This window comes from Paenibacillus sp. LBL (assembly GCF_029893715.1).
Lineage (GTDB): Bacteria > Bacillota > Bacilli > Paenibacillales > Paenibacillaceae > Paenibacillus_AQ > Paenibacillus_AQ glucanolyticus.
Window position 1 is genome coordinate 40,157 of sequence record NZ_JARXYU010000002.1, and the last position, 23,762, is coordinate 63,918.

A 23,762-nucleotide genomic window follows, 5' to 3' on the forward strand; every position below is an offset into this window, starting at 1 on the left:
ACCAAGAAATGAATAATGCCTGATTCTATCATCATCTGATATGCTGTGGATATCAGATGATAGAATCGAGGCGTACCTTTGAAAAAATATATCCTGTCCCTTTGTTTGCTGCTGTCATTAACATCGCTCTTAAGCCCTGTTCAGGCATCAGCGCTTCAAGCTCCGAGTCAAACTGCTTTCCATGATATTTCTGCAAGCTTTGCTAAAGACGCGATTGATCGTCTGGCTAAGAGAGGTATCGTAAGCGGGGATGGCACAGGGGCTTTTTTGCCGCGCAAACCGGTGACCCGGGCGGAATTTACCGCGATGATCGCCAGGATGCTTAAATTGGAGCCTGTTCAGAATGATGTGTCAGCATTCCGGGATGTTTCCAAATCTGCTTGGTATTATGGCTGGATTCATACCGGCCTGAATCTATCAATCGTGCAAGGGAATGGCTTCATGTTTTACCCGAATGCGCCCATTACCCGCCAAGAAGCCGCTGTGATTGTCACCCGGGCCATGAAGCAGAACGATGTTTATCACGGGAACACGGCGGGCAGATATCTCGATGCAGTCTCGATTGCGAAGTGGGCTTGGGATGCTGTAGGAACAGCAACCGATACCGGCTGGCTGCAGGGAAGCAAGGGTCAGTTCAGACCTCAGGACGCCATCACCCGGGAGGAAACGGCGAAACTGCTGGATCGGGTGCTCCAGTCGGGCAATGTGAAAACTTCGGTTGATCGTCAGGTTCCTGCGAATATCCACATGGGGTGGTTGTACAACGGGACAACCAAGGAGTACATTTCTTATGCCAAGCGAGCCGGCTTGAATGTGCTTGTACCGCGTTGGTATTATATGGAGTCAAACGGCAAGGTATCGGACCATACCGATCAAGCGCTGCTTACATGGGCTCGCAGCAATGGACGGCAGGTATGGGCTATGGTGGGAAACCGGGGGAACGCGGAAGGAACGCATTCCGTTCTAAGCAGCGCCCAGAACCGAAAGTCGGTTGTAGAGAGCATCGCTGCGAATGTATCCAAATATCAATTGGACGGGATCAATATTGATTTTGAGAATGTGATGGCTCAGGATCGTCAGAACCTGACCGCCTTTATCACGCAATTATCCGCGGAAATGAAGCGGCTCGGAGCGAAGTTATCTATCGATGTATCGCCTGATCTGAATACGGATTGGACGGCAGCATTTGATTACGCAGCGCTTGGCAGACAAGTGGACTATGTAGTTCTTATGAGTTACGACCAGCACTGGGGCGGCTCGCCAAAAGCCGGTTCCGTATCCTCGCTGCCTTGGTCCGAATCGGCTCTGAACAAGCTGATAAATCAAGTCACGGCGAAGAAGAGTATCGTTGCGTATCCATTGTATACAAGAGATTGGCAGCTGGCCTCATCGGTGTCCTCGCAGGATATCAGTTTGATTGAACAGGGACATCGCATCCGTCTGCACAAGGCTTCCTTGGCGTGGAACGCTGATGTCGCCCAGTATGAAGCTGCATATACGATCGGTGGAGTTAGGCATCGCATATGGACGGAAGAAGCACGTTCCTTATCCATGAAACATCTTATGGCTGCCAAATATCAGATTGCGGGTTATGCCTATTGGTACCCTGGCGCTGAGACAACGGATGTATGGCAGGCGATTAACAACGCGGAGCGGTATGCATCCTATTCGTTCCGGATTTAAGCCTTCGCTTGCATGGATGAGAAGACCAACCCTGATGGTACGGGGTTGGTCTTTTTGTCCTCATGGAATGCAGGGTACATCGAGAAACTTTTATTCTTACACTTGTACTGATCTCATTCCGTGGTACAATGATTGAAATTTATCTGGAATTTTCTTCATGGAGGAGATGTTCTTATGTCCGGTTATGCGGAGGGACGCTTGGAGCCATTAGGCATCCGTTTACCTGCTGCCAGCTCGCCGGCTGCGAGGTATGCCAACTATGTCATCGTGAACGGTTTGATGTATGTCTCAGGGAAAGGGCCGCCTGGGGAGCCGAAGGGTAAACTTGGCGAGCGTTATACAACCGAGCAGGGTTATGCCTATGCCCGTCTGACCGGAGTGGAAGTTCTGGCCGTATTAAGGGATGCTCTCGGATCTATTGATAAAGTGAAGCGAGTGGTCAAGGTTCAGGGTTTCGTAAACGCAACACCCGATTATGAAGAACACCATAAGGTGCTTAATGGATTTTCGGATTTGATGCTTGATGTATTCGGGGATAAGGGGAGCCATGCCAGATCCGTATTTGGCGCGGTATCCCTACGAGATCAGCTGCCTATCATTGTGGATTCTATCTTTCAAGTGGAGGAGTAGACATGGCATTAGAGTTAGTTGAACTGCAGAAGAAAGCGGATGAAGCCCTCTTATTCATGGTGCAGGAAATTGGAGCGGGCGGGAACGGCTTCGTCAACAGCTTAAACAGCGGGAGTATGGAAGAGTTCGTATCCAAGGTCCATCGCAATTACGAGATATCAAGAGGTATCGATCTGCCGGAGGAGTATGTTCCTCAGACCATTTACTGGTTGTATGAGAAAGGCATGCCTGTTGGATATGGCAAGCTGAGACATCGGCTGAATCAGAGTCTGCTTGAACTGGGTGGACATATTGGGTATGTCATTCGGCCCTCGGAGCGGGGGAAGGGATATGGCAAGCGGATGCTGGAAGGGTTAGTTAAGAAAGCCTATGAGCACCATATCAACAAGGTCCTGCTGACCTGTGATGAATCCAACCTGCCTTCCCGTCGCATCATTGAATGGAATCAGGGGGAGCTCAGCTCCATTGCAGACGGGAAGTGCAAATACTGGATCGATACCTCTATTCACAGCAATAAGGAGTGAGGAAGACACGGGGCCGGTTGCAAGGAAGATTGAGCAGGGCAAATGTTCAATCTCCCTTCTTTAGCCAATCGAACATCCGATGGATTGCCGCTGCATGCTGGGGCGGGGGAAAGTGATGCCCGAGCCCTTCGTACAGATGCGTCTGCGGCTCATGCCCGCATTCCCGGAGTTTATCCAGCATACGGTAACTATGTTGAACCAGGACCTGCTCGTCTTGTGTTCCATGGACGAGCAGGACGGGACATGGGATCCGGTCCGCATAGTGCAGCGGGGAGCGGAGCAGATATTGTTCAGGAACCTTGGCAGGCGAGCCCCCGATAACGCGCTTCATCATTCTGCGCAGATCAATCCTTTCTTCATAGGTTTGAGTCAAATCCGACACGCCGCTCCATAGAATCATTCTGGATATATGGGGGGATGCAGCGGCCGCTACAGCGGCATTAATCGCGCCGCGGGAGAAGCCCAGCACGTGGATGCGGCTGCTGTCTATCCATGAAATACGGGACAGCCAGTCAATGGCTGAGATCACATCCATCGTATCGGCACCGCCGAATTCATCCCGTCCCTCGCTGCCTTCATTGCCGCGATAAGCGGGTGCAAATACGGCATAGCCTTGGGCGGAGAATTCCTCCACCCACTTCAGGCGTACGGCACCAATCCGTCCAATGCCGCCCCGGCAGTAGATGACCAGTGGCAGCTTAGGGGATTCGTTGGAAGACTCTTCGAAAGATGCTGGCTCTCTGTTCAGAATGGAGCAAGCCAGTGTGCCAGTTACGGTTACGCCATGCATGGTGTCAACCGCTTCTGCCATCTTATGGCTGAGTGTACGGGGCAATTGAGGGGGGAGCCCCAGATACCCCTTTACATGAAGTCCTTCTGAAACATAATCAATATGATAGATCATGGTTGCTGTACCTCCAGTGCTTGCATCGTCACAATGTGTACCCTCACCATCGATGACTCTTGATTTGGTCCGATGATGGAGTCCAGGTCCAAGTAAGTATAGTATTTACATGTCCGTGAAATCAATCATGGAGGATGAGAAATATGGTCCAGCCGGATGTCAGGCAGCCAGCAAAATGATATAATGATGTGGAAATCGAGGTGAGCGAACATGGCAAAAAAGAAACGGACTTCCCCATTGCCACGAACAGAATCAACGGATAAACCTGCGACGTTAAAGGATATGCTGGACCCTCAAGTTCTGGCGAAGCTGAAGGCAACCACCGAATCCTTAAAAGCGAATGAAGCGGATCGGCTGGAGAAGGAAAGGCAGGAGCGTGAAGCAGCACGCAAGGCGGAACAGAAGTTGCGCGATAATGATTTTGAATATTTACTCGAGCATAGTGAGATGGATTGGAAAAAATACAAATGACAGGCGGCTGCAGGCTGTCTGTTTTTTTATCCTTTTTATATATGGAGGCATAAATGGAGCAGAGTCGGTGCTTGACAATTGGGATTGGCGGAGGCTCGGGCAGCGGAAAAACGACGCTGAGTCTGAAGCTCAAGGAGAAGTTAAGCGAGTATCGTGTGGCCTTGTTCCACATGGACAAATACTACAAAGCCGTTAGACCCATGGCCAAAGCGCCCTTCACGAACAGAGTCTTTGAGGATTTTAACCACCCGGATGCCGTCCATATTCAGCGCTTGACCGAGGATTATGAGCAGGCCGTCCGCAGTGGCGAATACGATGTCATCCTTATTGAAGGATTTCTTCTGTATCAATTCGAGGATCTTCGGGATTCCCTTGATCTGAAGCTCTTCATAGATTGTCCCGCCGATGAAAGGATGCTGCGCAGGAGCCAGTGGTTCATTGACAAGGGACACAGCGAGGAGAGCGTGCTTCAGGAGTATTTGCAGCTTGTCAGATACAGGCATGATGAATATGTCGAGCCTACCCGCTGGTACGCAGATCTGGTGGTGAACAATTCCCTGATGGGGAACGTTCGGGGCTGCACGGTCGTGGCCGATTGGATTCATGCCCGATTGCAGGACAACGGAAACAAACTTGATTAACCGGTCATCTGGCTTCTTCGGCTTGCAGCCCGAGTGTATGATTTCTGCGTGAGGTGTTGATGCAATGCTGAAAGCGGGTTACAATAAGTAAGTTAGGATTACACTCGCTAGGAGGCGAAAAAATGAAAGTTGAAATTTGGTCGGATTTTATGTGTCCGTTCTGTTATATTGGTAAGCGCCGTTTCGAATCAGCATTGGAGCAATTTCCGCATAAGGATCAGGTAGAGGTGGTATACCGCAGCTTTGAGCTTGATCCGAATGCGTCCTATAAACCTGATGTTTCCATGGACGAGTTGTTGGCAGCCAAATATGGCATGAGTATCGAGCAGGCTAAAGCGGCCAACGCAAACGTTACTCAGCAAGCGGCGGGTGTTGGGCTTACGTATCATATGGATCGGGTTATTCCGGCCAATTCATTTGATGCACACCGCCTTGTTTATTTTGCAGACCAGCATGGTAAAATGAAAGAGATGACCGAGCGGTTGTTCCGTGCGTATTTTACAGATGCCGAGAATCTTGAAGATCGGAATTTGTTGGCGGACCTGGCGGCGGAAGTTGGCCTCTCGCGGGAACTGGCTGCTGCAGCGCTTGAGAGCGACGACTTCCAATCTGAGGTGCGGACAGACGAAGCAGCGGCTGCCAACCTGGGCATTCGCGGCGTTCCATTCTTCGTGCTCGGAGGCAAATATGCTGTATCCGGCGCCCAGCCTCTGGAAGTATTCACAGACGCATTGGATAAGGCCTATCGTGAAGCCAATCCGCTGGTCATGGTGAATGAGGCGGACAGCAGTGACGGCATGTGTGCCGACGGATCTTGCGATCTGCCGGACAGCTCGAAATAATATCATACACAGCAAGCATGGAGCCCGAAGCATCAGTAAGTGATCTTCGGGCTCTAATTATCCGAACGTTATCATTATTTTATTACGAATACATAGGAGGCAATATGCGGCATCTTCCCTCTGAGGAACTTATCCATCGGATTCAGCATTCAGAAACGGATTATATGCAGGATCGAATGAAGGCTATTGAAGGCCGGCCCGGCAATCCCGAGGGCGTGGAGATAGAACAATTCGGTCAGGCGCTGTGCTTGTACAGCAGGACGATGCCTTGGCTTTCGTTTAACACGGTAAAAGGAATAAAGTCTGAGGACTCCATTCATCTCGATGCTATTATCGATTTCTACAAATCAAGAGACCGCAAATTCCAATTCGAGATCGTGCCTGCCATGGTTAATCAGGATTTGTTAAGCTCGCTTGCCGCTCGGGGGTTTTACCAATCGGCGTTTCATAATTCAATGTATATGAACCCGCAAGAATTGAAGGATATGCCGGATGCCGGAATTGTGATCAAAACGATAGACAAAGATGAATTTGAAGATTATGCTAGAATTCATTGCCTTGGAACGGGACTGCCTGATCAGGGAATCCCGTCCGTAGCCCTGAACAATCGTGTATTGCATTCACGGCCGGGCTGGAGCTTCTATATGGCGTATGCGGGAGAACAGCCTGCTGCTGCGGGTGTCATGTATATGAACCATTCCAATGCGTCGCTTACTTTTGCAGCAACACTGCCCGAGTTCCGCAGACAGGGCTTGCAGCAAGAGCTTCTTCGCAGGAGAATATGGGATGCGAAACAAGCGGGATGCAGTTTGGTTGTGGGCCAGTGTGCCTTCCTGTCACAGAGTCATCGCAATATGGAGACGGTCGGCATGAAGCTTGGTTATGTCCGGACAACGTGGACAGAACGCGAAGCGTAAAGACATTAAGCACGGGCAGGTGTGAGCAGCCATGGTTGAGGATATGGATTTTCTGAACATCGATTACTTGCGCCAAGGCTCTGCGAAACAACAGCAGGCAGCCGAGGTAATAGATCGACTTGAGCTGTTGGATCATTTGAAATGTTACCATCCGATATGGGTCGGGACGATCCCTATCGGTATTGATATAGCTTCAAGCGATCTGGATATCATTTGTCAGGTGACGGATTTTGTTTCGTTTGAGCGAGGGATGAAGGAGCGTTATGGAGAAATCCTGCCGGGCTTAACCTCCTCATTGCGCACGGTAGACAATCTGGAGCGAATGGTGATACGGTTTCGGTATGGGGGCTGGGAATTTGAGGTGTTTGCGCAGCCGCTGCCTTCCACCCATCAGAACGGTTACCGGCACATGGTGGTGGAATACAGGCTTCTGAAGCGGCTGGGTGAGGTCGGAAGACAGAGCATTATCGAGCTGAAGAAGTCAGGTTACAAGACAGAGCCTGCCTTTGCGAAGCTGTTGAATATACCGGGGGATCCTTATGTGGAGCTGTTGAAGATGTACGACTGGTCGGAGGATCAACTGGATGCCATGATCAAACAATTCACGGATAAGGAGAATGGGTATGAGTGATAAACAGCTGCTGTTGAATGAGTATTCCGAATGGATCGATAAGGTTGGTGAATTCGCAGAACAAGGAGAGAGTTACTGGAATCGCCCGATCGCTGAGGGAAAATGGACTGTGCGTGATGTGGTGTGCCATATCATGTGCTGGGATGAATATTTTTATAATGAGGCTATCGCCAAGGTTTCCGCTGGGGAGACGCTTACTGTCAAGCATTTGGATTATGATGCTTTTAATGAGGATTCGCGGTTATATGCCAAGACGTTATCGACAGAAGCTCTGGTGAATCAGACGCTAGCTGCAAGGGAGAAGCTGATTCAGACCATCGAAGCGTTGCCGGAAGCGCTGTACGCGAAGCGGTATACAGACGGGGACGGCCATCCTTTTGAAGTGGAGCAATTCATGCGGGATTTCATCTGGCATGACAAGCACCATCTGGCTCAGTTGAACAAGGTGCTTCAGGAGGGCTAGTCGGCAATACAATAGCAGAAATGGGTGAAGTTATTGAATGGCTACTTGGACATCATGTCTTATTTTACGGAGAGCAATCTGGAATGGTTATTAGAACAGTTTAGAGCTTTAGGTCCGCTGCCAGGAATATTGCTGACCTTCTTGAAATCTTTCATTCCTCCGCTGCCCACGATTGTAATCGTAGGTGTTAATGGGGCGGTATATGGACTGTGGGCGGGGGTATTTTACTCTTGGATCGGGATGGTTGCGGGGTGCTTGACGACCTTCCTCATTGTGCGCAAAATATCCGGTACGCCACTGATCGAACGCTGGGCGAACAAACCTAAGGTTCAGCGTGGAATGCGCTGGATTCAGCATAATGGATTCAGTTACGTGTTCCTGCTGGGCATACTTCCGGTCGGGCCGTTCGTAGCTGTGAATGTAGCTGCCGGGCTGGCAAGAATGAACCTTATGTCCTATCTTATGGCCGTAGCCTTGGGCAAGGGCATCATGATTTTCTGTGTCTCGTACATTGGCGCTAACTTGTCCGACTTTATAGCCGAGCCCTTCAAGCTGATTGGCGTCCTTGCGTTTATCGTTCTTTCGCTATGGGTCAGCCGGAAGCTGGATTCGTATTTTATTCGAAAACAAGCGTCACGTGATATTCAAGAAGAGTTAGAATCAAACTGAATAGCGCGGCTGCACGGATGCCATGTCGCCTGTTGGCATGTCATAATTTCTTGTTTTGTTTTATAATGGAAAACATAGACTGTATTAGAACCAGCATGACGAAGAAGGAGTAACGTTATGACCAAATTGGCCTCATCCATACTGGAAATGATTCGTATGATGATCATGATGATGATTGCAGCAGTAATTCTGGGCAGCATTGAACAGAGCATACTGACGTCATGGATTCCATGGAAGGAGTCCTACTTCCTGTTCTTGTTCAGCGGAAATATTTTATGGTTTCTTGTTCTCTACCGCAACCGACTGCAATTCAGCGGCTGGTATCGCTCATCCGAGACGCAGCGTAAGCTGTCAAGAAATACAACAAGGATCGTAATGACGCTGGGCTCGTTACTGATATTAACACCGGTGTTGATTACGTGGTTAAGCGCATAATGAAGCGGTAACTCCGGGTATTGGTTTGATTAGAAAGTTCTGAACATACAAAGGGACGGCTGCAAAGGCATCATTCTTTGCAGCCGTCCCTTATTTGGTAGAGTTAGAGTCGTTTTCGCTTGTATAAACTCACAAAGAGGCAAGAGAGAAGCAGCAGCAAGATGGCCACTCCAGCGTATAGGGCTTCCCTGGTGCTGCCTTGCTCTTGGGAGGCTCCGTTACTCCATTCGCCCGGCCGTCCCATTCCTCGACCACCCTGCATCTGGCCGCCGAACTCGCCACCGCCAAATCCTCCGTTCCCCATCTGACCTTGAGGAAGGTTCGGCAGTTCCCCTTGACCATTCTGCCCCGGCGTTTGAGGCTGGGTTTGCTGGTCGTCAGCAGGGGCTTGATTCTGTACTGGCAGATCTCCGTTAGCTGGGACTTGATTCTGCGTTGGCGTCTGGGACGCAGCGTCCTCTGGATTTTGCACTGGTTCCGTATTTGCCGCAGCAGAAGATAGTGAAACCTGTGGCTGTTCACTAGAGCTGTTATCTTCCGCATTGCTGGGATCAGTGTCACCGTTTCTGTCAGTACCTTCGCTTGAAGCGCCATTCGGTGCAGTGTCAGGAGTGCTGCCATCGGCAGCTCCAGGCGCCATCTCACCGGCACCATCGGGTGCCACGTTGCCCCCGCCGGGCGCTATGCCGCCAGCGCCGTCAGGCGCCACTTTGCCAGCACCGCCTGGCATCATACCGCCAGCCCCGCCCGGTGCCATACCGCCGCGGCCGCCGCCACCCATACCACCTCCGCTGCCGCTTCCATCACCAGCGGAGGGGATGGTTCCATCCAATTGCTGCTGGATGTTATCAGACGACGTCTGGACGTAGGACATCAGCGTTGGGAGAGATTGCTCATATTCCTCGTAAGAGTAGAACGGTCTTGGATCCTGTTTTACATGCTCGGATATTAGTTCTTGCAATTGCGCTACCCTGTCATTGAATGTGTCCTGCTGCATGTAACCCTCCAGCATTTCCGTGAGAATGGCATGATAGCGTTCCTTATATTCATCAACCTCAAGCAGCTTGGCAATCAGTGGCCGTTCTGCTAAGGCACCCTGGGTTGGCTCGTCAATGAGAAGGTTGGAGCTGCCAAGTCCGCCAAAGGCCATGTTGTAATCCCAGGGAAGGACGGAGAATATGCCATTGTTCTCATATAAGTAATAGTTCTGTTTGTTGGAACCGAGATAACTGTCCATATTGGAGGCGACCACGTTCAAGGCAACGTACTTGAGCACATTATCCACATCAAGTACCTTCTCATAATCGGTGCCGTTATTGAGTTCATCCAGCATATCGATCAATATATCGTCATTGGATGATTTGGATTTCATGACTAGTCCCGTATAGGAATCCGGATCCTTGCCAAGCCATGTGAGATCACTTCCTACACCTGTCATCTCAGCCTTATACAATGCTCCGTATGAATTGTCGAACTGACGCTTCAGATAAGAATCGCCAATCTGTTCGATAGCAAGGTAGAAGCCCCATAATTCATCGTTAACGTATACGTTTACGTATGAGAATCCGGGTGTCGGCAATCCGACGGATGCCGCCAGCTCGTAAGTAAGGAATTCGCGCATATACGAGGCGTCGCTGTAGTTGTTATTCAGATTGATTTTGCTGATTCCATTCAAGGTCTGATTGATATATTCATCAAAAGAGATCTTGAAGCTGTAGCGGTCGGAGTCGGAATTGACTACACTTCGCAGGCTTAAATTGCCTTTCGTACGAAGACCCACATGATCATACTGCATGCCGTTGTAATTCACGGAGGCTTCTTTATATTCCTCTGCACTGGCATTGTCCAGCATATCCTGAAAATCGGCTTCGTCGATGGTGATTTTCACATCAACAACTTTATCCTTCGGAAATACCGTGGAATCGATCTGATCCTGCAAGACTTCGTTGTCTGTGCTGCTGTCAACCTCCGAGCTGGCGACCGGGGAGGTTGTCCATTGGCACCCTGAGAGCAGGAGGACTATGGCCAGCACAAGGGACAGCCATACTGCCTTTTTTTTGTTCATCATCTCTGACCACCGCCTGACTTAGGATACATAGTCGCCACTGTAACTGATCAGGACTGCATTGTGAACGCCGGGAAGCTGAGACAGCTTGTTAACGAATTGGCCTTCCGCATCACGGAGTCTTACTTCCAGCGTCAGTTCAATGCTTCCTGGCGTCACTGTTTTTTGCTTCAGATTATAGCGCTTCACGGCTTGATCAATTTGACCTTTAACGGCTTGCTCGCTCTGCTCGTTATCGCAATGAACAACCAGCAGATAAGGCGTATCCACCGTTGCTTTTTTAATGAAGAAGAACAGGATGAGGCCAACAACAACGGACCCGATCGCTGCCAGCGTATAGAATCCGGCTCCGGTTACGATCCCGGCTACAGCAGCCCAGAACAGAAATATCAGATCGGTAGGGTCCTTGATGGGCGTACGGAAGCGGACGATAGAGAGTGCGCCGACCATACCGAGCGAGAGCACGAGATTCGAGTTGATGGCAATAATGACAACAGCGGTGATCATGGTCATCCCGATCAGTGAAACGTTGAAACTTTTGGAGTACAGCACGCCGCTGAACACCCGTTTATAGAGTAAATAAATGAATAGCCCGATAACAAAAGCGACGGCAAGCGTAATCAAAATTTTGGAGATGCTGATATCGGATACGAAGTTTTCCATGACGGAATTTTTGATAATATCCGAGAAATTGGTGGTTTCCGTATTAGTCGGTGTAGCGTTCATGAATTATTGATCCTCCCAAGTGTTATATTTGAGAAATTTGCGGCACATGACATATTTGGATGCCGACTGTCGGTTGAGGCCATCGAGCTGCAGCGCGATTTTGATGTAATCCGGTATATACTCGTCATATTTGACTTCAAGGATGATCAGATTCTCATCGATCGCCCGAATGGGCAGCAGATGCTGGTTGAACAGATCTGTGGAGTGCAGGCCGGTTCGGAGCTCCTTGTCAAACGTAATGCGAACATTCCCGTTATAGCATACGTACGGTTCGCGGACGTAATCGACAATGACCTTGGGACGCAGCAATTTGTGTTTCATTTCATGGTACAGCTCCATCATCAGGGGTTTGTCCGGCTGATAGAGGCATTCATACTGACCTGCCATAATCTGATTGACCATCTCTCTTGTGAGCGGCTCCTTCAGCTTGGCGATGTAATCCCGGAATTTGATTTTCTTCTCAAAATGGATGGTATCGTCGGCAACGTTATAAATACGAATGCGGTATTTCACGCGATCGCGGACACCTGCCAGCTTCTCGTACAAAGCTTTGTTGTTGATATCATCAAAGTACAAGCTTCGGATGTGATATTCCCCGCTCGGACCGGCATGCTCATCGTAGGCCACCAGATTTCTTAATCGCTCCCGGATGATATGATATTGATGGATGTTCACAAAAAACTTCAGCTCATTTCGGTATTTCAATGGGGTTGTCATGGGTTCCACCTCGTTTCTCTCTGTCATGCTGTAGCTTGCTTACGAAATCTATCCTAGCAACCGTTCCTGATTTCTTTCTTAAACGCGGCTGAATGTAAACTGAATGTTTTCGCAATGTAAAAAAAGACCGCCGGAATCCTGGCCAAGAAGGCGGATAAGGGACGATCTTTTGTACCACACCTGCCAGCAACTGTGGTAGGATGAAACTACATTTGGGAAGAGAATAGGACGATGTAGTATGCTCTATTATGTGGCAGCGCTATGGAGCGCGGCAGCCGTGCTTCTGCTCAATCAGCCTCGGAGCGAGGTGAACCGCTGGGCGGCTTTTTTCCTGTTGAGTGCAGGGAGCGGAGGATTGACGGATCTGCTTGCGCCTTCCGGTTTTATACCGATCCGGTATGAACCGATGATTCAATTGTTGAATCATACTTTAACTCCGTATGGAGTGCTGATATTTTGCATGGTATATACTCGGAGACCGCAGCAGCCCAAGAGGATGCGCTATCTCAAAATAGGCTTGCTTCTGCCTGTGTTCATCATGCTGGTTCAGGTTCTGCTTCATCCCGAACATCATATTCATTATGGATTGTTATTCGTGTGGACAGGACCCTACTATGTGACGGGATGCGTCTTGCTCGTTCGCGCGCTGTCATATGAGATGAATCCGCAGAAACGAAAGAGCATGTGGATCACCACCATGATTATGGTGCCTACGCTGCTCGGTGTAATGCTGCTGATCAATGTCGGCAATTTAATCTCGCCCGGCTATGATTCGTTTCAATATGTATCGCTGTTTATTCTGTATTCGTTAGCCGTGGCCGTTATCTGTACTTTTGTATATGGCGTTCTGGGCGTTCGTCTGAAGTTTGAGCGCGATCCGCTGGATCGCACGATGCAGGCCGTGAGCACGGGAACATCGATGCTGAACCATACCATCAAGAATGAGATTGGCAAGATTGCGGTCAGCACGGAAAATGTGAAGCTAATGCTGACGCAGGACAGCGGTGCCGTCATGGAGCAGCTGGAAGTCATCACACATTCTTCAGAACATCTGGTTGCCATGGTGGGTCGAATCCAGCAGCAAATGAAGGATTTCAGACTGGTTGAACAGCCTGCCCGTACGGATCAGCTCATTGCAGAGGTTCAGCTTCGTGAATATGAGTTGTTAAGTAGATATGGTATCGAGCTGGATGTCCAGAACCTGCAGCGGCCTTGGCTGCTGGCAGATGCTGTTCATTTGAAGGAAGCGATCAGCAACCTGATTCGAAATAGCGTTGAGGCGATGCCGGAAGGCGGACGGATTACGATAACGGTAACAGCAGACCGCAAGGGAGCGGCTATCTCCGTCAAGGATAACGGCAGCGGGATTCCGCGGGAGCTGCAAGGACGCATATTTGAACCTTTTTATAGCACGAAGGGTCATGAGAAGCTTAACTTCGGGCTTGGCTTGTCCTATGTCTATAATGTGATGAAGAAAAGCGGGGGCTCCGTAGGACTGGAGAGCCGTGAGTCGGAGGGAACAGAGATAACGCTGTACTACCCCCGCAGCAAAATCATTCGTCTAACCGGGAGGGATGAGGCTTGAATCGAATACAGATCTTTCTGGTTGAGGACGACCCGGATTGGATTAAGGCAATGACGGTCTTTCTGAATGCACAGGAGGATATGATGGTAGTCGGTGCAGCCGATTCGCCCGAGCAAGCCATTGCAATGGCAGCCATCCTGTCCTTTGATATCGTTCTGATGGATATTCAACTGACCGCGGGTCGTCTTGACGGCATCTATACCGCCGCAGAAATTCATGAGCTCAAGCCGCAAGCCAAGGTCATCATGCTGACCTCGCTTGCTGACGAGTTTGTTATTACACAATCGTATACGGCCGGGGCCGTTAATTACTTAGAGAAGACCAGGTTCAAGGAGCTTCCGGCTGCCATCCGCAGCGCAGTGCTCCACCCGGGAACGATGGAAGTGCTGCTGAAGGAATTTGCCCGTCTGAAGCGCGAAGAACAGCTGCGGGGCTTAACCCCTGCGGAGCGGGAAGTGTTTGAGCTACTGGACGAAGGATACAGCCATTCCCAGATGGAGAAGAAGCTGTTCAAAACCGAGAGCACACTTAAGAATCAGATTAATAAAATTCTGAAGAAACTTGGCGTGAAGAGCAGCAGGGAAGCCGTGGAGAAGGTTCGCCGCAAAGGAATCGTGAGGCAAAAGGACAAATCATAACGAAGCTGGTTTGGTTAGAGCGCTTGTATACAGAGAAGTAAGAGGGAGGGGTACTACGAAATGTAGTACCTCTCTTTTGCATGTTCTACGAAAGTGAGGTCTGACGGTCAGCGGGAGACGACAGTAGAATGACTGTATACACCAAAGGCTGCCCGGTCCAGCAACAGCATGGATTCGATAAAGGCGGTTGAATCCACGAACCAGGAGATGAAAGTGCATGAAGAGAAAACCGATTTATGTGGAAATCGATATGAAGACGGATATGGATAAACTGTGGTCGTTCACACAGACACCAGAGCTTCACCAGCAGTGGGACTTGCGATTTTCGGAGATTCATTATTTGCCTAAAGTTGATGCAGAGACTCAGCGTTTTCTATATAAGACCCGAATTGGATTTGGTCTGGAGGTCACGGGGGCAGGTGCCACGAAAACGGTGGTGCATCCGAAGTCGGGGCATCGGATCTCGGTGCTGCGATTCGGTTCCGATCAGCGTAATTCCCTGATACGGGAGGGGAGCGGCTATTGGAAGTATGCGGACGGTGGACAGGGCATCTTGAAGTTCTCGACCCGGTATGATTACAAGACACGGTTCGGCATGCTGGGAGCCTGGTTTGATCGCTTGTTGTTTCGGCCATTGTTCGGCGTTGCAACGGCTTGGAGCTTTGATGTTCTGCGGTTATGGGCAGAGAAGGACATTCCGCCGTCGGTTTCGATCCGGAATGCCTTGGTCCACGCCTTAAGCGTGTTCATGCTGGTCATTCTATGGTGCTACGAGGGGGTGGTGCCGAAGCTGCTGTTTCCGGAAGCCGGAGAGCTTGATTTGTTGAGACAGTCCGGCTGGGCCGAGGGGGTGGAGGGCATGGTTCTGGTCTTGCTTGGCATCGCGGAGATCGGCGTTGGATTATTAACCTTGCTCTTTCACAAGAGTCGGTGGTGGTACAGGCTGGTCATGTTATTGCTCGTTATTTTAATGCTGGGAGCATTAATCACGGAGCCACAGTTGATGAAAGCTCCCTTTAATCCGTTGACTCTTAGCGGTTCAATGATAGCTTTATGCTTCACGGCTTCCCTGTCGGCTGTCGATTTGCCAAGCGCATATCGCTGTGTGAGAATACCGGCCTCCACAGATGGACCCGGCCTAAGGAGTGAACGCATATGACCTCGATCTATGAGCAAGCCCTCGGAGCACAATTTCAGAAGCTTCATCCCAAAATCCGGGAACGTTTCGGGTTTAACAGCAAGGATAACATCGCTTCGATTGGAGAAGGCATCATGGAAGAGATCTGGCATGCTCCTTGGGCAGTGCTGCCACTTTATATCGGAACGATGCGGCATATCATGTTCCCGAATCGGGGGATGGGGATTCCGTTTCGAATTGAGAACTATGCTTATCAGGATGAATGGGGGAGAGAAACGGTGACGTGGTGCCGAAGCTTCGATTTTCCAGGCATCCGCAGACGGTTTGATGCTACGATGATTTACAGTTCACAGCGCAGCCGCGTGGTGGATTATCTGGGCAATCAGCAGCATCTGGCAGTGGATCTGGCGATTAGCGCAAGCGCTAACGGCGGAATCCGCATTCAATCGAGTGAGCAGAGGTTTTATGAAGGGATCCTGCGGTTTCGATTCCCCCGGTGCTTGACCGGAACGGCCGACGTGTGCGAATGGTATGAAGAACGGGACGAGTGTTACCGAATATCCGTTCAGGTAAACAATCCGATATTGGGGCCTGTCTTCCGGTATAAGGGAAGTTTTCAGGCCCGGACGATTTCGCTGAACGGGCAGCCTGTTCCGTCTCATGTTAAACCCCTCCGCACGGAGGTTAGAGAGTAGTGGGCGTGCCGGAAGGTAGATTGTTATCTTTTTGTTCGCGGAACATGCGGTAGTACAAAAAGGAAGATACAACATATAAGGTTCCGGTGATGCAGAATGTGATTGCATATCCCCAGTAGTTACCGTATGTGGTGACTAGTGTGGACTGTACCGGTCCCATGGTTGCCCACCCGAGCATAAAGGCGGTTTGCGTGACGGAATTGGCGATTCCTCTTCGATGATCCGGCACACGGTCAATCAGAATAGAGGACTGGATCGGATTAGCCGCATTCATGAGCGCTTGCCGGAACAGGAATCCAACGGATGCAATGATCAATACGTTGGTAAAGCCGGTTAACAACAGGAACGGCAAGGACAGAACCTGAAACAGCACCACGGCTCTCACCGCACCCACGCGATTCACGAGTGTCGGACCGATCAGCATGGAAACGATAGTCATGACTTGCCCAAGCGAAATAAGGACCCCGACAGCCGATAACGACACCGAGAAGCGATTGGTAAAATACAGATTCAAGTAAGGCACAACGAGTCCGGAGCCCAGTCCAATTAACAGCTGGGCAAGCGCGAACTGTCCGATGATCTTGAAATCCCCCAAACCGGAGGTGTTAACGGCAACTCCGGACTGTACGGGTTGATGATCGGGGAGAGGTGTATCCGTTGATTGTGCATCCTCGGCGTTCTTGTCTGTCGTAAACAAGAGCGGGATAAACGCGGCAAAGGTTGCCAGGCCGCCTATGAACAGCGCTGTTTTCAAACTGCCGACTTTGTTTATCCCAAATGCCTGCAAGGCATCCGCCAGGAATCCGCCGCCCATACTCCCGAGCACTTGAGAAGCCAGAACCAGCGAGGCGTGGATGCTGAAGATGCGCATGCGAGCGGATTTCGCTGTATTTTCCGCCAAAAAGGGAATGGCCAGCACCTGAAAGAAGGATGCAAACAGGCCTGTGTATATCGCGAGCCCAAGCAAGCTGAACTCGCTCTCCAGAAACGAGCGGGCGATAAGCCCTGCCCCGCTTAACAGTGCACCAAGGACAAGAATGCGCTTCCGGCTGCCGCGGTCTCCGATCAGACCTATCGGGATAAACATTAATGCTGTGGCGAGGGACTGAATACTGACCACTGTTCCATTCATGGAGTCATTATACCCAAGGCTTTGTATGTATAAATTGTAGAGCACGCTGAACATGCCAGTACCGATCTGATACAGCACGTTAGCTAGAAAAAACAGCTTAATATTGCGCGGCCAAGATCGCATTTCTTTTGCCGACTGGTGTATTAACCCCATGATGATACCCCCTAAATTTTACAGCAGCAACCTCTCTATTCTAGCAGGTTCGAATCATGGGAGGAAGATTTATTATAGAGGGATTCCCTTTCTTATGAAGGGAGGATCCCTGCTGTTTATCCCCCCGTTTGGGATCGGATTTAGGAAATGGATGAATTATTTATCATTTATCTATTTACATAAAATTACAACTGAGCTATTATATACATGCTTGTTATAAAAAAAGGAAAGAGGTGTTGTGTTACAAATGAAATTTAAAAAAATCGCATGCAGTATCCTGCTGGTGTTTCTGGTCAGCTCTTTTTCCACCGTTTTTGCGAGTGAAGAAACGGATTCCCCGACGTCATCTCCGGCTTCGATTTCTTTGGTTTCGGTTTCCGAATTGGCATCAATACCTGGGCAATGGGATTATATTGGTTCCTCTACGTTTACTTCCTCGAGCGCCATTGCTTACTCCACGGGTGGAGATTTTGCGTTTTGCCTATACTCCGGTCCAACGGCAGTGTACGAATTATGGGAGGATGATCCGGGGAGCAATAATAATGATTATGTAGGAAAAGCTGAATTATCTAAAGATGAATGCGGAATTGTTCGAGGAATCGGCAGCTTTGTAGACGGGGATAACAAAAGAGCGGAATTTTACGTGAAGAAGACAGGTGCCGGTGGATCGGCAAGGATTGATTTCTGGGATTGATTTTGATAAAAGCATGGTTAGCCTGGTTTTAGTATGATCCAGCTATCATCTATCGTATTTTGTGCAGTTTATCCTACTTATAAAAGACAGGTCACATTCTGGTATTCCTATACCAGAATGTGACCTGTTTGTTTATGCTGATTGGATGAATGGTTAATTAGGTTGGCATTGACAAATAATAGACAAAACAATAATATGTCTATATAAATAATTTTAGGAAAGTGGTGTCCCTATTGGATCTCAGTGAACGTTTCTGGAATGCTTCCATAGATGAACTCAAGGAAGGCTATGTGGAGGAGGGACCGGTATGGGTATGTCTCTTGTGCGGCAAGACGTTGGAAAAAGGGATCATCTACCCGGATCATGACGTGTTGTACGAAGCCAGGCGTTACATGACTGTTCATATTCAGCGCGAGCATGGGTCGGTGTTTCAATATCTGTCGGGCCTCGATAAGAAACTGACAGGACTGACGGAGCATCAGAACCGACTGCTGCAGCTGTTCTATGAAGGAATGAATGATAAAGAAGTTCAGCAGGCGCTGGGCATAGGCAGTGCATCGACCATACGAAATCATCGGTTTGCCTTGAAGGAGAAGGAACGGCAGTCCAAGGTTCTGCTGACATTAATGGAACTGCTGAAGGAGAAGGATCGTCATGCGCCTTCCATGGTGGAAATACCCAAGCAAGCCAAGATGGTGGATGAGCGTTACAACGTTACGGAAGAGGAGCGTCAATCCATTCTGGCCAAGGTGTTTCCCGAAGGGACCGAGGCTCCGCTGAAGACGTTTAAGCTCAAAGAGAAGCAGAAGTACGTTGTATTGCGGGAAATAGCTGCCCGTTTCAAACCCGGGGTCATGTACTCCGAAAATGAAATCAACGATATGATCGGACGGGACAATCCGGATTACGTGACGATCCGCCGATATCTGATTGAATACGGTTTTTTGGATCGCAGGGATGATGGAAGCCAGTATTGGTTAACGACCTAGACGGCAGTAAAGAAGGAGGATGTAACGACAATGAGCCGCAGACAGGAATTAAATCAAATCTACAAGGAAATCAAGATTGAAGCAGGTGTGTATCAGATTCGAAATACAAAGAACGGCAAAATATGGGTTGCCGGAACGAATAATCTGAAGACCATCAACGGCAAGCGTTTTGAGCTGCAGATGGGGACGAGTTACAACAAGCAGCTTCAGCAGGAATGGAAAGAGTATGGGGATGACGCTTTTGTCTTTGAGATTCTGGAGACGATTGAACCGAAGCAGGACCCGTTCTATGATCTGAAGGATGCGGTCAGCAAACGGGAGGCCTATTGGATCGAAAGACTGGAACCTTTTGGCGAAAAGGGATATAACGTGGTAAAAAAATAAGGCTTTTCTGTGGCAGTTTTCTGAGTGGGAAAGATATCATATGCCTTCCATTTGCATATCGTAGCAAGGGTGGGATATGATTAATTCAGCGGCTTAAATCGCTTCCTTTCCTACTTTTTACTACATGAAAGCGAGACGTGAACACTATAATGAGATCCATAGCATGGGTGACCGACAGCACGAGCACAATCGATCCTGCATTCGCCAAAGACAATCATATTTATATTGTGCCTTTGAGGTTGATTCTTGGACAGGATGCATACCGTGAAGGTATAGACATTTCGGCTGATGCCTTTTATGAGAAGATGAAGGATGAACCGAAAGTCAGCAGCTCGCAACCTCCTATCGGAGAATTCATAGAATTATATGAAGCTCTGAAAGTAAAGTACGATGATATTATTGCAATTCACTGTTCATCCGAGCTCAGCGGAACGTTGAATTCATCGATGCAGGCGGCAGAGATTGCTGAGGTCCCCGTGATTGGCATTGATTCTCAAGCGGGAGCGTATCCGGTACGTGAAATGATTATATCCGGGATTCACTGGCATCGTCAGGGTGATACCGTGCAAGTCATAAAAGAGAAAATCCAGTCCATGGTGCAGAACATGTCCTTCTACCTCATTCCCGCAAGCCTGCATCGGCTTCATAGCAGTGGTCGGGTGTCCGGGACACAGCTGCTTCTGAGCAATCTGCTCCGCATTCATCTGCTGCTGCGTTTTGATGAGGGCAAAGTCATTGTGGAAGAGAAGATTCGGACCTTCAAGAAAGCCAAGCAGAGAATGCTGGACCTCATGAAATTGGATATCGAGAAAATTAAGAAGGTGTGCATCATGCACGCAAACAACGTTACGGAGGCTGAAGAGATCCAAAATGAAATCAGCGGGGCGCATCCTGCCCTGAAGACCGAAATCATGACCTTTATTCCTGTTGCGGGTATCCACGCAGGTGAAGGCACGATTGCGATGGCGTGGATTAAACATCACCCCGCCTATTCATAAGTTACGCTAAAGATCCTGCCTGCAGATTTCGGTCTGCAGGCTTTTGTATCCGATTCTAATCGATGGTTGATGGTTGTATATGTATTAGGGAATCATAACACCGGAAAGGAATGAGGAGCAATGAAGGTGATCATCACGCAAGCTGAGGCCATGCAAAAGAATATATGGGATGAAATTATGCTGATGTTCGGGCGAACGGATGAGGATGAAGTGTGGGAGTCGGAGCAATTTATATTAACGGAAGAGCAAGCCCGCAAGCTGGGACTGCTCCGATAGGCAGTACGGGCCGCAGCCGATGCGGCTCTTTTCTTCTTCATGAGGCTAAACGCCTGTCTGTGATTCAGGCTAAGAGGAAATCATGTTAAGATGGAAGGACTCTGCTTATCGGAGCACGAATATAGTTAGTGAGCATAAGGAAGGTGAAGATGTTGAAGCGTATCACAAAATGGATGTATTTCGGGATGCTGATGGTCATCTTGATGGTAGCTCTGGCAGGTTGTCAAGGCGGATCAGAGACGGGAGGCCCTGCGAACAACGGGCAAGGAGCTTCACCATCGGAGCAGGGACAGGAATCTCAGAACCTACCACCGGATGAAGGGGATCCGTCATCTTCTCCAGAAGAAGACGAGGGAGGGAAGCTCCCCGCGAACGCTCCTCAGAATGCGGTAGACAAGCTGATGTCTACGATGACAGTGAAGGAGAAGATAGGCCAGCTGGTTCTTGTCGGGATCGAGGGGACCACCCCGGACGATACTTCACGTAAATTGCTGAAGGAATATCATGTGGGCGGGTTTATTTTTTTCAAGGATAATATCGAGAGCACCGAGCAGTCGGTACAGCTGTTGAATGATTTGAAAAAAGCGAATGCAGCCAATCCAGTGCCATTATGGCTCAGCATAGATGAAGAGGGCGGACGGGTTACCCGTTTCCCGGATGAATACGTGAAGCTGCCGTCGAGCGGCGAAGTGGGAAGCCGTCAAGATCTGGAATTAACCAAGAATGTGGGCGGTCTTATCGCGCGGAAGGTATCGGGACTTGGACTTAATATGGTATTTGCTCCGGTACTGGATATTGACAGCAATCCGAACAATCCGGTGATCGGCGATCGCTCTTTTGGAACAACAGCTGAGGAAGTTAGCTCGCAAGGGATAGCTTCCATGAAGGGTATTCAGGAGAAGGAAGTTGTGCCCGTTGTGAAGCATTTCCCTGGACACGGTGATACATCGGTTGATTCTCATCTCGGTTTGCCTGTCGTTGAGCATAATCTGAAACGTCTGCATGAGCTGGAGCTGGTTCCGTTTCAACAAGCGATTGATGATGGAGCTGATGTTGTGATGGTTGCCCATCTGCTGATGAAGAGCATTGATCCTGATACGCCGTCCTCTTACTCCAAGCCGGTCATAACCGATTTGCTGAGAGAAGAGATGGGGTTTGATGGCGTGGTCATAACGGACGATATGACGATGGGGGCCGTTTCCGGTAATACGGACGTAGGAGAGGCTTCCGTACAGTCCATTCTTGCGGGAAGCAACATCGTTCTGATCGGTCATGAGTATGCGCAGGAGGAAGCCGTCATCCAAGCACTGACCGAAGCGGTTGACAGCGGTGTGATATCTGAGGAACTGCTGAACGACCGGGTAAGGACAACGCTCGAATTGAAGGATAAGTATCGGTTAAGTGACGAGCCGGTCAAGGTTCCGGATGTAAAACAGCTGAATGCAGATACGAAAGCAGTAATAGATCAGATGAAGTAAACGTAGCATATGTAAAGAATAAGGAGTTACCCTTCTTAAGGGACGGAACACCCTTGGCAGCCATCATCTGCTGCAGGAAATAAACAAACCCGATCTCGTAATGAGATCGGGTGATCTGGACTAGAATATATTAGAAGTTGATATAGTGTGAGAAATATGCTAGAATGAAGGATAAATAACTATTGGCTTAATGTCATAATGATCTAATGCTAGATTAGCATGAAAATATGGGATTGTCAACAGGGGGGCATAAAATGGAGAACCGTCAGAATGCGGATTTTGCATTGGAACGTGAGGTTACGGATACAGAGAAAACGGCAAATTCTCCGGCAGAGGATTTTTCGGTTCACGACGATCTCTCACTTCCGCCAGGCATCAAGATTAGTGATCCGGTTCGCATGTACCTGAAAGAAATCGGTCGTGTTCCCCTCCTCTCAGCCGATGAAGAAGTGGAGCTGTCCAAACGAATAGAGGAGGGAGATGAAGAAGCAAAGCGCCGTCTGGCCGAAGCGAATCTTCGTCTCGTTGTAAGTATAGCAAGACGCTATGCTGGTCGGGGAATGCAGTTCCTTGATCTGATTCAAGAAGGTAATATGGGCCTGATCAAAGCCGTGGAGAAGTTTGACTATTCGAAGGGCTTTAAGTTCAGCACGTATGCCACTTGGTGGATACGTCAGGCGATTACCCGCTCCATCGCTGACCAAGCGAGAACCATCCGGATCCCTGTTCACATGGTTGAGACCATCAATAAGCTTGTTCGTGTGTCCAGGCAGCTCCTTCAGGAGCTTGGCCGTGAGCCAACACCGGAAGAAATCGGGAAAGAGATGGATATCACACCGGAAAAGGTACGCGAGATCCAGAAGGTATCACAAGAACCTGTATCGCTGGAAACGCCGGTCGGCGAGGAAAGCGACTCCAACCTGGGTGATTTCATTGAAGATCAGGATGCCTTGGCACCGGCAGATGCCGCAGCGTTTGAACTGCTGAAGGAGCAGCTGGAGGAAGTGCTGGATACCCTCACAGAACGTGAAGAGAATGTGCTTCGGCTGCGCTTTGGACTTGAGGATGGACGGACTCGCACGCTGGAGGAAGTCGGTCAGGTCTTCGGTGTTACGCGTGAACGCATTCGGCAGATCGAAGCGAAGGCGCTGCGCAAGCTTCGTCATCCAAGCCGCAGCAAACGGCTTAAGGATTTCCTTGAATAAATCCTAGGAATTGTAAAAGCTTATAATGAATCCCTTGGTTATGGTCTATAGGCTGTAATCAAGGGATTTTTTGCTATTT

At 49.4% G+C, this 23,762-nt stretch carries 26 protein-coding genes and 1 pseudogene; 22 read left to right on the forward strand and 5 right to left on the reverse strand.

Features of this window, described 5'->3' with window-relative positions; all coding sequences use genetic code 11:
* Positions 1-78: 78 nt before the first annotated feature.
* The 3 genes from M2277_RS05380 to M2277_RS05390 all read left to right on the forward strand — a co-directional run bounded on the left by M2277_RS05380 (position 79) and on the right by M2277_RS05390 (position 2,837).
* A complete protein-coding gene (locus M2277_RS05380) occupies positions 79-1,683 on the forward strand; it encodes an S-layer homology domain-containing protein (protein WP_280754317.1) in 1,605 nt (534 codons plus the stop codon).
* A gap of 174 nt (positions 1,684-1,857) precedes the next feature.
* Entirely contained in the window at positions 1,858-2,313 is a 456-nt protein-coding gene (locus M2277_RS05385) for a RidA family protein (protein WP_280754318.1), read from the forward strand.
* Between the two features lie 2 nt (positions 2,314-2,315).
* Entirely contained in the window at positions 2,316-2,837 is a 522-nt protein-coding gene (locus M2277_RS05390) for a GNAT family N-acetyltransferase (RefSeq protein ID WP_006211133.1), read from the forward strand.
* A gap of 46 nt (positions 2,838-2,883) precedes the next feature.
* On the opposite strand, the gene M2277_RS05395 is transcribed toward M2277_RS05390, so the two are convergent.
* Positions 2,884-3,741: an alpha/beta hydrolase family protein gene (locus tag M2277_RS05395; protein ID WP_063479957.1), complete on the reverse strand. Its 858-nt coding sequence runs from the start codon at positions 3,739-3,741 to the stop codon at positions 2,884-2,886.
* Positions 3,742-3,951: 210 nt separating this feature from the next.
* On the opposite strand from M2277_RS05395, the gene M2277_RS05400 reads away from it, so the two are divergent.
* The 8 genes from M2277_RS05400 to M2277_RS05435 all read left to right on the forward strand — a co-directional run bounded on the left by M2277_RS05400 (position 3,952) and on the right by M2277_RS05435 (position 8,810).
* Positions 3,952-4,212, forward strand: a complete 261-nt coding sequence (locus M2277_RS05400) for a YqkE family protein (RefSeq protein WP_006211131.1) — start codon at positions 3,952-3,954, stop codon at positions 4,210-4,212.
* A 53-nt stretch (positions 4,213-4,265) separates the two neighbouring features.
* A complete protein-coding gene (locus M2277_RS05405; protein ID WP_006211130.1) occupies positions 4,266-4,853 on the forward strand; it encodes a uridine kinase family protein in 588 nt (195 codons plus the stop codon).
* A gap of 122 nt (positions 4,854-4,975) precedes the next feature.
* Positions 4,976-5,695 carry a DsbA family oxidoreductase gene (locus tag M2277_RS05410; RefSeq protein WP_006211129.1) on the forward strand — a complete coding sequence of 240 codons (720 nt, stop codon included), beginning with the start codon at positions 4,976-4,978 and terminating at the stop codon, positions 5,693-5,695.
* 104 nt (positions 5,696-5,799) lie between these two features.
* Positions 5,800-6,612 carry a GNAT family N-acetyltransferase gene (locus M2277_RS05415; protein WP_148246982.1) on the forward strand — a complete coding sequence of 271 codons (813 nt, stop codon included), beginning with the start codon at positions 5,800-5,802 and terminating at the stop codon, positions 6,610-6,612.
* A gap of 31 nt (positions 6,613-6,643) precedes the next feature.
* Entirely contained in the window at positions 6,644-7,243 is a 600-nt protein-coding gene (locus tag M2277_RS05420) for a DUF4269 domain-containing protein (protein WP_280754319.1), read from the forward strand.
* Positions 7,236-7,706, forward strand: coding sequence for a DinB family protein (locus M2277_RS05425; protein WP_148246983.1), 471 nt, complete (start codon positions 7,236-7,238; stop codon positions 7,704-7,706). The genes M2277_RS05420 and M2277_RS05425 overlap by 8 nt, the downstream gene beginning before the upstream one ends.
* Positions 7,707-7,730: 24 nt before the next feature.
* A complete protein-coding gene (locus M2277_RS05430; RefSeq protein ID WP_082834417.1) occupies positions 7,731-8,375 on the forward strand; it encodes a TVP38/TMEM64 family protein in 645 nt (214 codons plus the stop codon).
* Positions 8,376-8,492: 117 nt separating this feature from the next.
* Complete coding sequence (locus M2277_RS05435; protein ID WP_280754320.1) at positions 8,493-8,810, forward strand: hypothetical protein; 318 nt, start codon at positions 8,493-8,495, stop codon at positions 8,808-8,810.
* 103 nt (positions 8,811-8,913) lie between these two features.
* Here the strand turns inward: M2277_RS05435 and M2277_RS05440 are convergent, their stop codons facing one another.
* The 3 genes from M2277_RS05440 to M2277_RS05450 are packed head-to-tail and all read right to left on the reverse strand — an operon-like array spanning position 8,914 to position 12,318.
* Complete coding sequence (locus M2277_RS05440; protein ID WP_280754321.1) at positions 8,914-10,878, reverse strand: CotH kinase family protein; 1,965 nt, start codon at positions 10,876-10,878, stop codon at positions 8,914-8,916.
* Between the two features lie 18 nt (positions 10,879-10,896).
* Positions 10,897-11,601, reverse strand: coding sequence for a DUF4956 domain-containing protein (locus M2277_RS05445; protein WP_006211122.1), 705 nt, complete (start codon positions 11,599-11,601; stop codon positions 10,897-10,899).
* A 3-nt stretch (positions 11,602-11,604) separates the two neighbouring features.
* A complete protein-coding gene (locus M2277_RS05450; RefSeq protein ID WP_280754322.1) occupies positions 11,605-12,318 on the reverse strand; it encodes a polyphosphate polymerase domain-containing protein in 714 nt (237 codons plus the stop codon).
* Between the two features lie 238 nt (positions 12,319-12,556).
* On the opposite strand from M2277_RS05450, the gene M2277_RS05455 reads away from it, so the two are divergent.
* The 4 genes from M2277_RS05455 to M2277_RS05470 all read left to right on the forward strand — a co-directional run bounded on the left by M2277_RS05455 (position 12,557) and on the right by M2277_RS05470 (position 16,374).
* A complete protein-coding gene (locus M2277_RS05455) occupies positions 12,557-13,903 on the forward strand; it encodes a sensor histidine kinase (protein WP_280754323.1) in 1,347 nt (448 codons plus the stop codon).
* Positions 13,900-14,541, forward strand: coding sequence for a response regulator transcription factor (locus tag M2277_RS05460; protein WP_006211119.1), 642 nt, complete (start codon positions 13,900-13,902; stop codon positions 14,539-14,541). Before M2277_RS05455 ends, M2277_RS05460 begins: the two co-directional genes overlap by 4 nt.
* A gap of 217 nt (positions 14,542-14,758) precedes the next feature.
* The gene (locus tag M2277_RS05465) at positions 14,759-15,700 is read left to right on the forward strand and encodes a DoxX-like family protein (RefSeq protein ID WP_280754324.1); all 942 of its coding nucleotides are present in this window, start codon (positions 14,759-14,761) and stop codon (positions 15,698-15,700) included.
* Positions 15,697-16,374 (forward strand): DUF4166 domain-containing protein, encoded by a 678-nt coding sequence (locus M2277_RS05470; RefSeq protein ID WP_148246988.1) that lies wholly within the window; start codon positions 15,697-15,699, stop codon positions 16,372-16,374. Before M2277_RS05465 ends, M2277_RS05470 begins: the two co-directional genes overlap by 4 nt.
* Here M2277_RS05470 and M2277_RS05475 read toward each other — a convergent pair.
* Complete coding sequence (locus tag M2277_RS05475) at positions 16,364-17,659, reverse strand: MFS transporter (RefSeq protein ID WP_280754325.1); 1,296 nt, start codon at positions 17,657-17,659, stop codon at positions 16,364-16,366. The two genes, M2277_RS05470 and M2277_RS05475, sit on opposite strands and share 11 nt — an antisense overlap.
* A gap of 247 nt (positions 17,660-17,906) precedes the next feature.
* Between M2277_RS05475 and M2277_RS05480 the strand changes: the two genes are divergently transcribed.
* From M2277_RS05480 to rpoD, 7 genes and pseudogenes are all read left to right on the forward strand, one after another.
* Positions 17,907-18,353 carry a hypothetical protein gene (locus M2277_RS05480; RefSeq protein ID WP_280754326.1) on the forward strand — a complete coding sequence of 149 codons (447 nt, stop codon included), beginning with the start codon at positions 17,907-17,909 and terminating at the stop codon, positions 18,351-18,353.
* Between the two features lie 233 nt (positions 18,354-18,586).
* The gene (locus M2277_RS05485; protein ID WP_006211112.1) at positions 18,587-19,342 is read left to right on the forward strand and encodes a DUF2087 domain-containing protein; all 756 of its coding nucleotides are present in this window, start codon (positions 18,587-18,589) and stop codon (positions 19,340-19,342) included.
* A 30-nt stretch (positions 19,343-19,372) separates the two neighbouring features.
* Positions 19,373-19,726, forward strand: coding sequence for a GIY-YIG nuclease family protein (locus M2277_RS05490; protein ID WP_036642299.1), 354 nt, complete (start codon positions 19,373-19,375; stop codon positions 19,724-19,726).
* Between the two features lie 149 nt (positions 19,727-19,875).
* A complete protein-coding gene (locus M2277_RS05495; RefSeq protein WP_280754327.1) occupies positions 19,876-20,724 on the forward strand; it encodes a DegV family protein in 849 nt (282 codons plus the stop codon).
* A gap of 126 nt (positions 20,725-20,850) precedes the next feature.
* Complete coding sequence (locus M2277_RS05500; RefSeq protein ID WP_162158346.1) at positions 20,851-21,000, forward strand: hypothetical protein; 150 nt, start codon at positions 20,851-20,853, stop codon at positions 20,998-21,000.
* Positions 21,001-21,149: 149 nt separating this feature from the next.
* Positions 21,150-22,478, forward strand: coding sequence for a beta-N-acetylhexosaminidase (nagZ, locus tag M2277_RS05505; protein ID WP_280754328.1), 1,329 nt, complete (start codon positions 21,150-21,152; stop codon positions 22,476-22,478).
* 227 nt (positions 22,479-22,705) lie between these two features.
* Positions 22,706-23,683 (forward strand): annotated as a pseudogene (rpoD, locus tag M2277_RS05510) (RNA polymerase sigma factor RpoD); the annotation flags it as partial.
* Positions 23,684-23,762: the final 79 nt, after the last annotated feature.

What these genes read in the sequence shown, in the direction of transcription:
- M2277_RS05385 (WP_280754318.1), top strand. Translation starts at nt 1,858, where the DNA reads ATGTCCGGTTATGCGGAGGGACGCTTGGAGCCATTAGGCATCCGTTTA.
- M2277_RS05390 (WP_006211133.1), top strand. Translation starts at nt 2,316, where the DNA reads ATGGCATTAGAGTTAGTTGAACTGCAGAAGAAAGCGGATGAAGCCCTC.
- M2277_RS05395 (WP_063479957.1), bottom strand. Translation starts at nt 3,741, where the DNA reads ATGATCTATCATATTGATTATGTTTCAGAAGGACTTCATGTAAAGGGG.
- M2277_RS05400 (WP_006211131.1), top strand. Translation starts at nt 3,952, where the DNA reads ATGGCAAAAAAGAAACGGACTTCCCCATTGCCACGAACAGAATCAACG.
- M2277_RS05405 (WP_006211130.1), top strand. Translation starts at nt 4,266, where the DNA reads ATGGAGCAGAGTCGGTGCTTGACAATTGGGATTGGCGGAGGCTCGGGC.
- M2277_RS05410 (WP_006211129.1), top strand. Translation starts at nt 4,976, where the DNA reads ATGAAAGTTGAAATTTGGTCGGATTTTATGTGTCCGTTCTGTTATATT.
- M2277_RS05415 (WP_148246982.1), top strand. Translation starts at nt 5,800, where the DNA reads ATGCGGCATCTTCCCTCTGAGGAACTTATCCATCGGATTCAGCATTCA.
- M2277_RS05420 (WP_280754319.1), top strand. Translation starts at nt 6,644, where the DNA reads ATGGTTGAGGATATGGATTTTCTGAACATCGATTACTTGCGCCAAGGC.
- M2277_RS05425 (WP_148246983.1), top strand. Translation starts at nt 7,236, where the DNA reads ATGAGTGATAAACAGCTGCTGTTGAATGAGTATTCCGAATGGATCGAT.
- M2277_RS05435 (WP_280754320.1), top strand. Translation starts at nt 8,493, where the DNA reads ATGACCAAATTGGCCTCATCCATACTGGAAATGATTCGTATGATGATC.
- M2277_RS05440 (WP_280754321.1), bottom strand. Translation starts at nt 10,878, where the DNA reads ATGATGAACAAAAAAAAGGCAGTATGGCTGTCCCTTGTGCTGGCCATA.
- M2277_RS05445 (WP_006211122.1), bottom strand. Translation starts at nt 11,601, where the DNA reads ATGAACGCTACACCGACTAATACGGAAACCACCAATTTCTCGGATATT.
- M2277_RS05450 (WP_280754322.1), bottom strand. Translation starts at nt 12,318, where the DNA reads ATGACAACCCCATTGAAATACCGAAATGAGCTGAAGTTTTTTGTGAAC.
- M2277_RS05455 (WP_280754323.1), top strand. Translation starts at nt 12,557, where the DNA reads ATGCTCTATTATGTGGCAGCGCTATGGAGCGCGGCAGCCGTGCTTCTG.
- M2277_RS05465 (WP_280754324.1), top strand. Translation starts at nt 14,759, where the DNA reads ATGAAGAGAAAACCGATTTATGTGGAAATCGATATGAAGACGGATATG.
- M2277_RS05470 (WP_148246988.1), top strand. Translation starts at nt 15,697, where the DNA reads ATGACCTCGATCTATGAGCAAGCCCTCGGAGCACAATTTCAGAAGCTT.
- M2277_RS05475 (WP_280754325.1), bottom strand. Translation starts at nt 17,659, where the DNA reads ATGGGGTTAATACACCAGTCGGCAAAAGAAATGCGATCTTGGCCGCGC.
- M2277_RS05480 (WP_280754326.1), top strand. Translation starts at nt 17,907, where the DNA reads ATGAAATTTAAAAAAATCGCATGCAGTATCCTGCTGGTGTTTCTGGTC.
- M2277_RS05490 (WP_036642299.1), top strand. Translation starts at nt 19,373, where the DNA reads ATGAGCCGCAGACAGGAATTAAATCAAATCTACAAGGAAATCAAGATT.
- M2277_RS05495 (WP_280754327.1), top strand. Translation starts at nt 19,876, where the DNA reads ATGAGATCCATAGCATGGGTGACCGACAGCACGAGCACAATCGATCCT.
- nagZ (WP_280754328.1), top strand. Translation starts at nt 21,150, where the DNA reads ATGTTGAAGCGTATCACAAAATGGATGTATTTCGGGATGCTGATGGTC.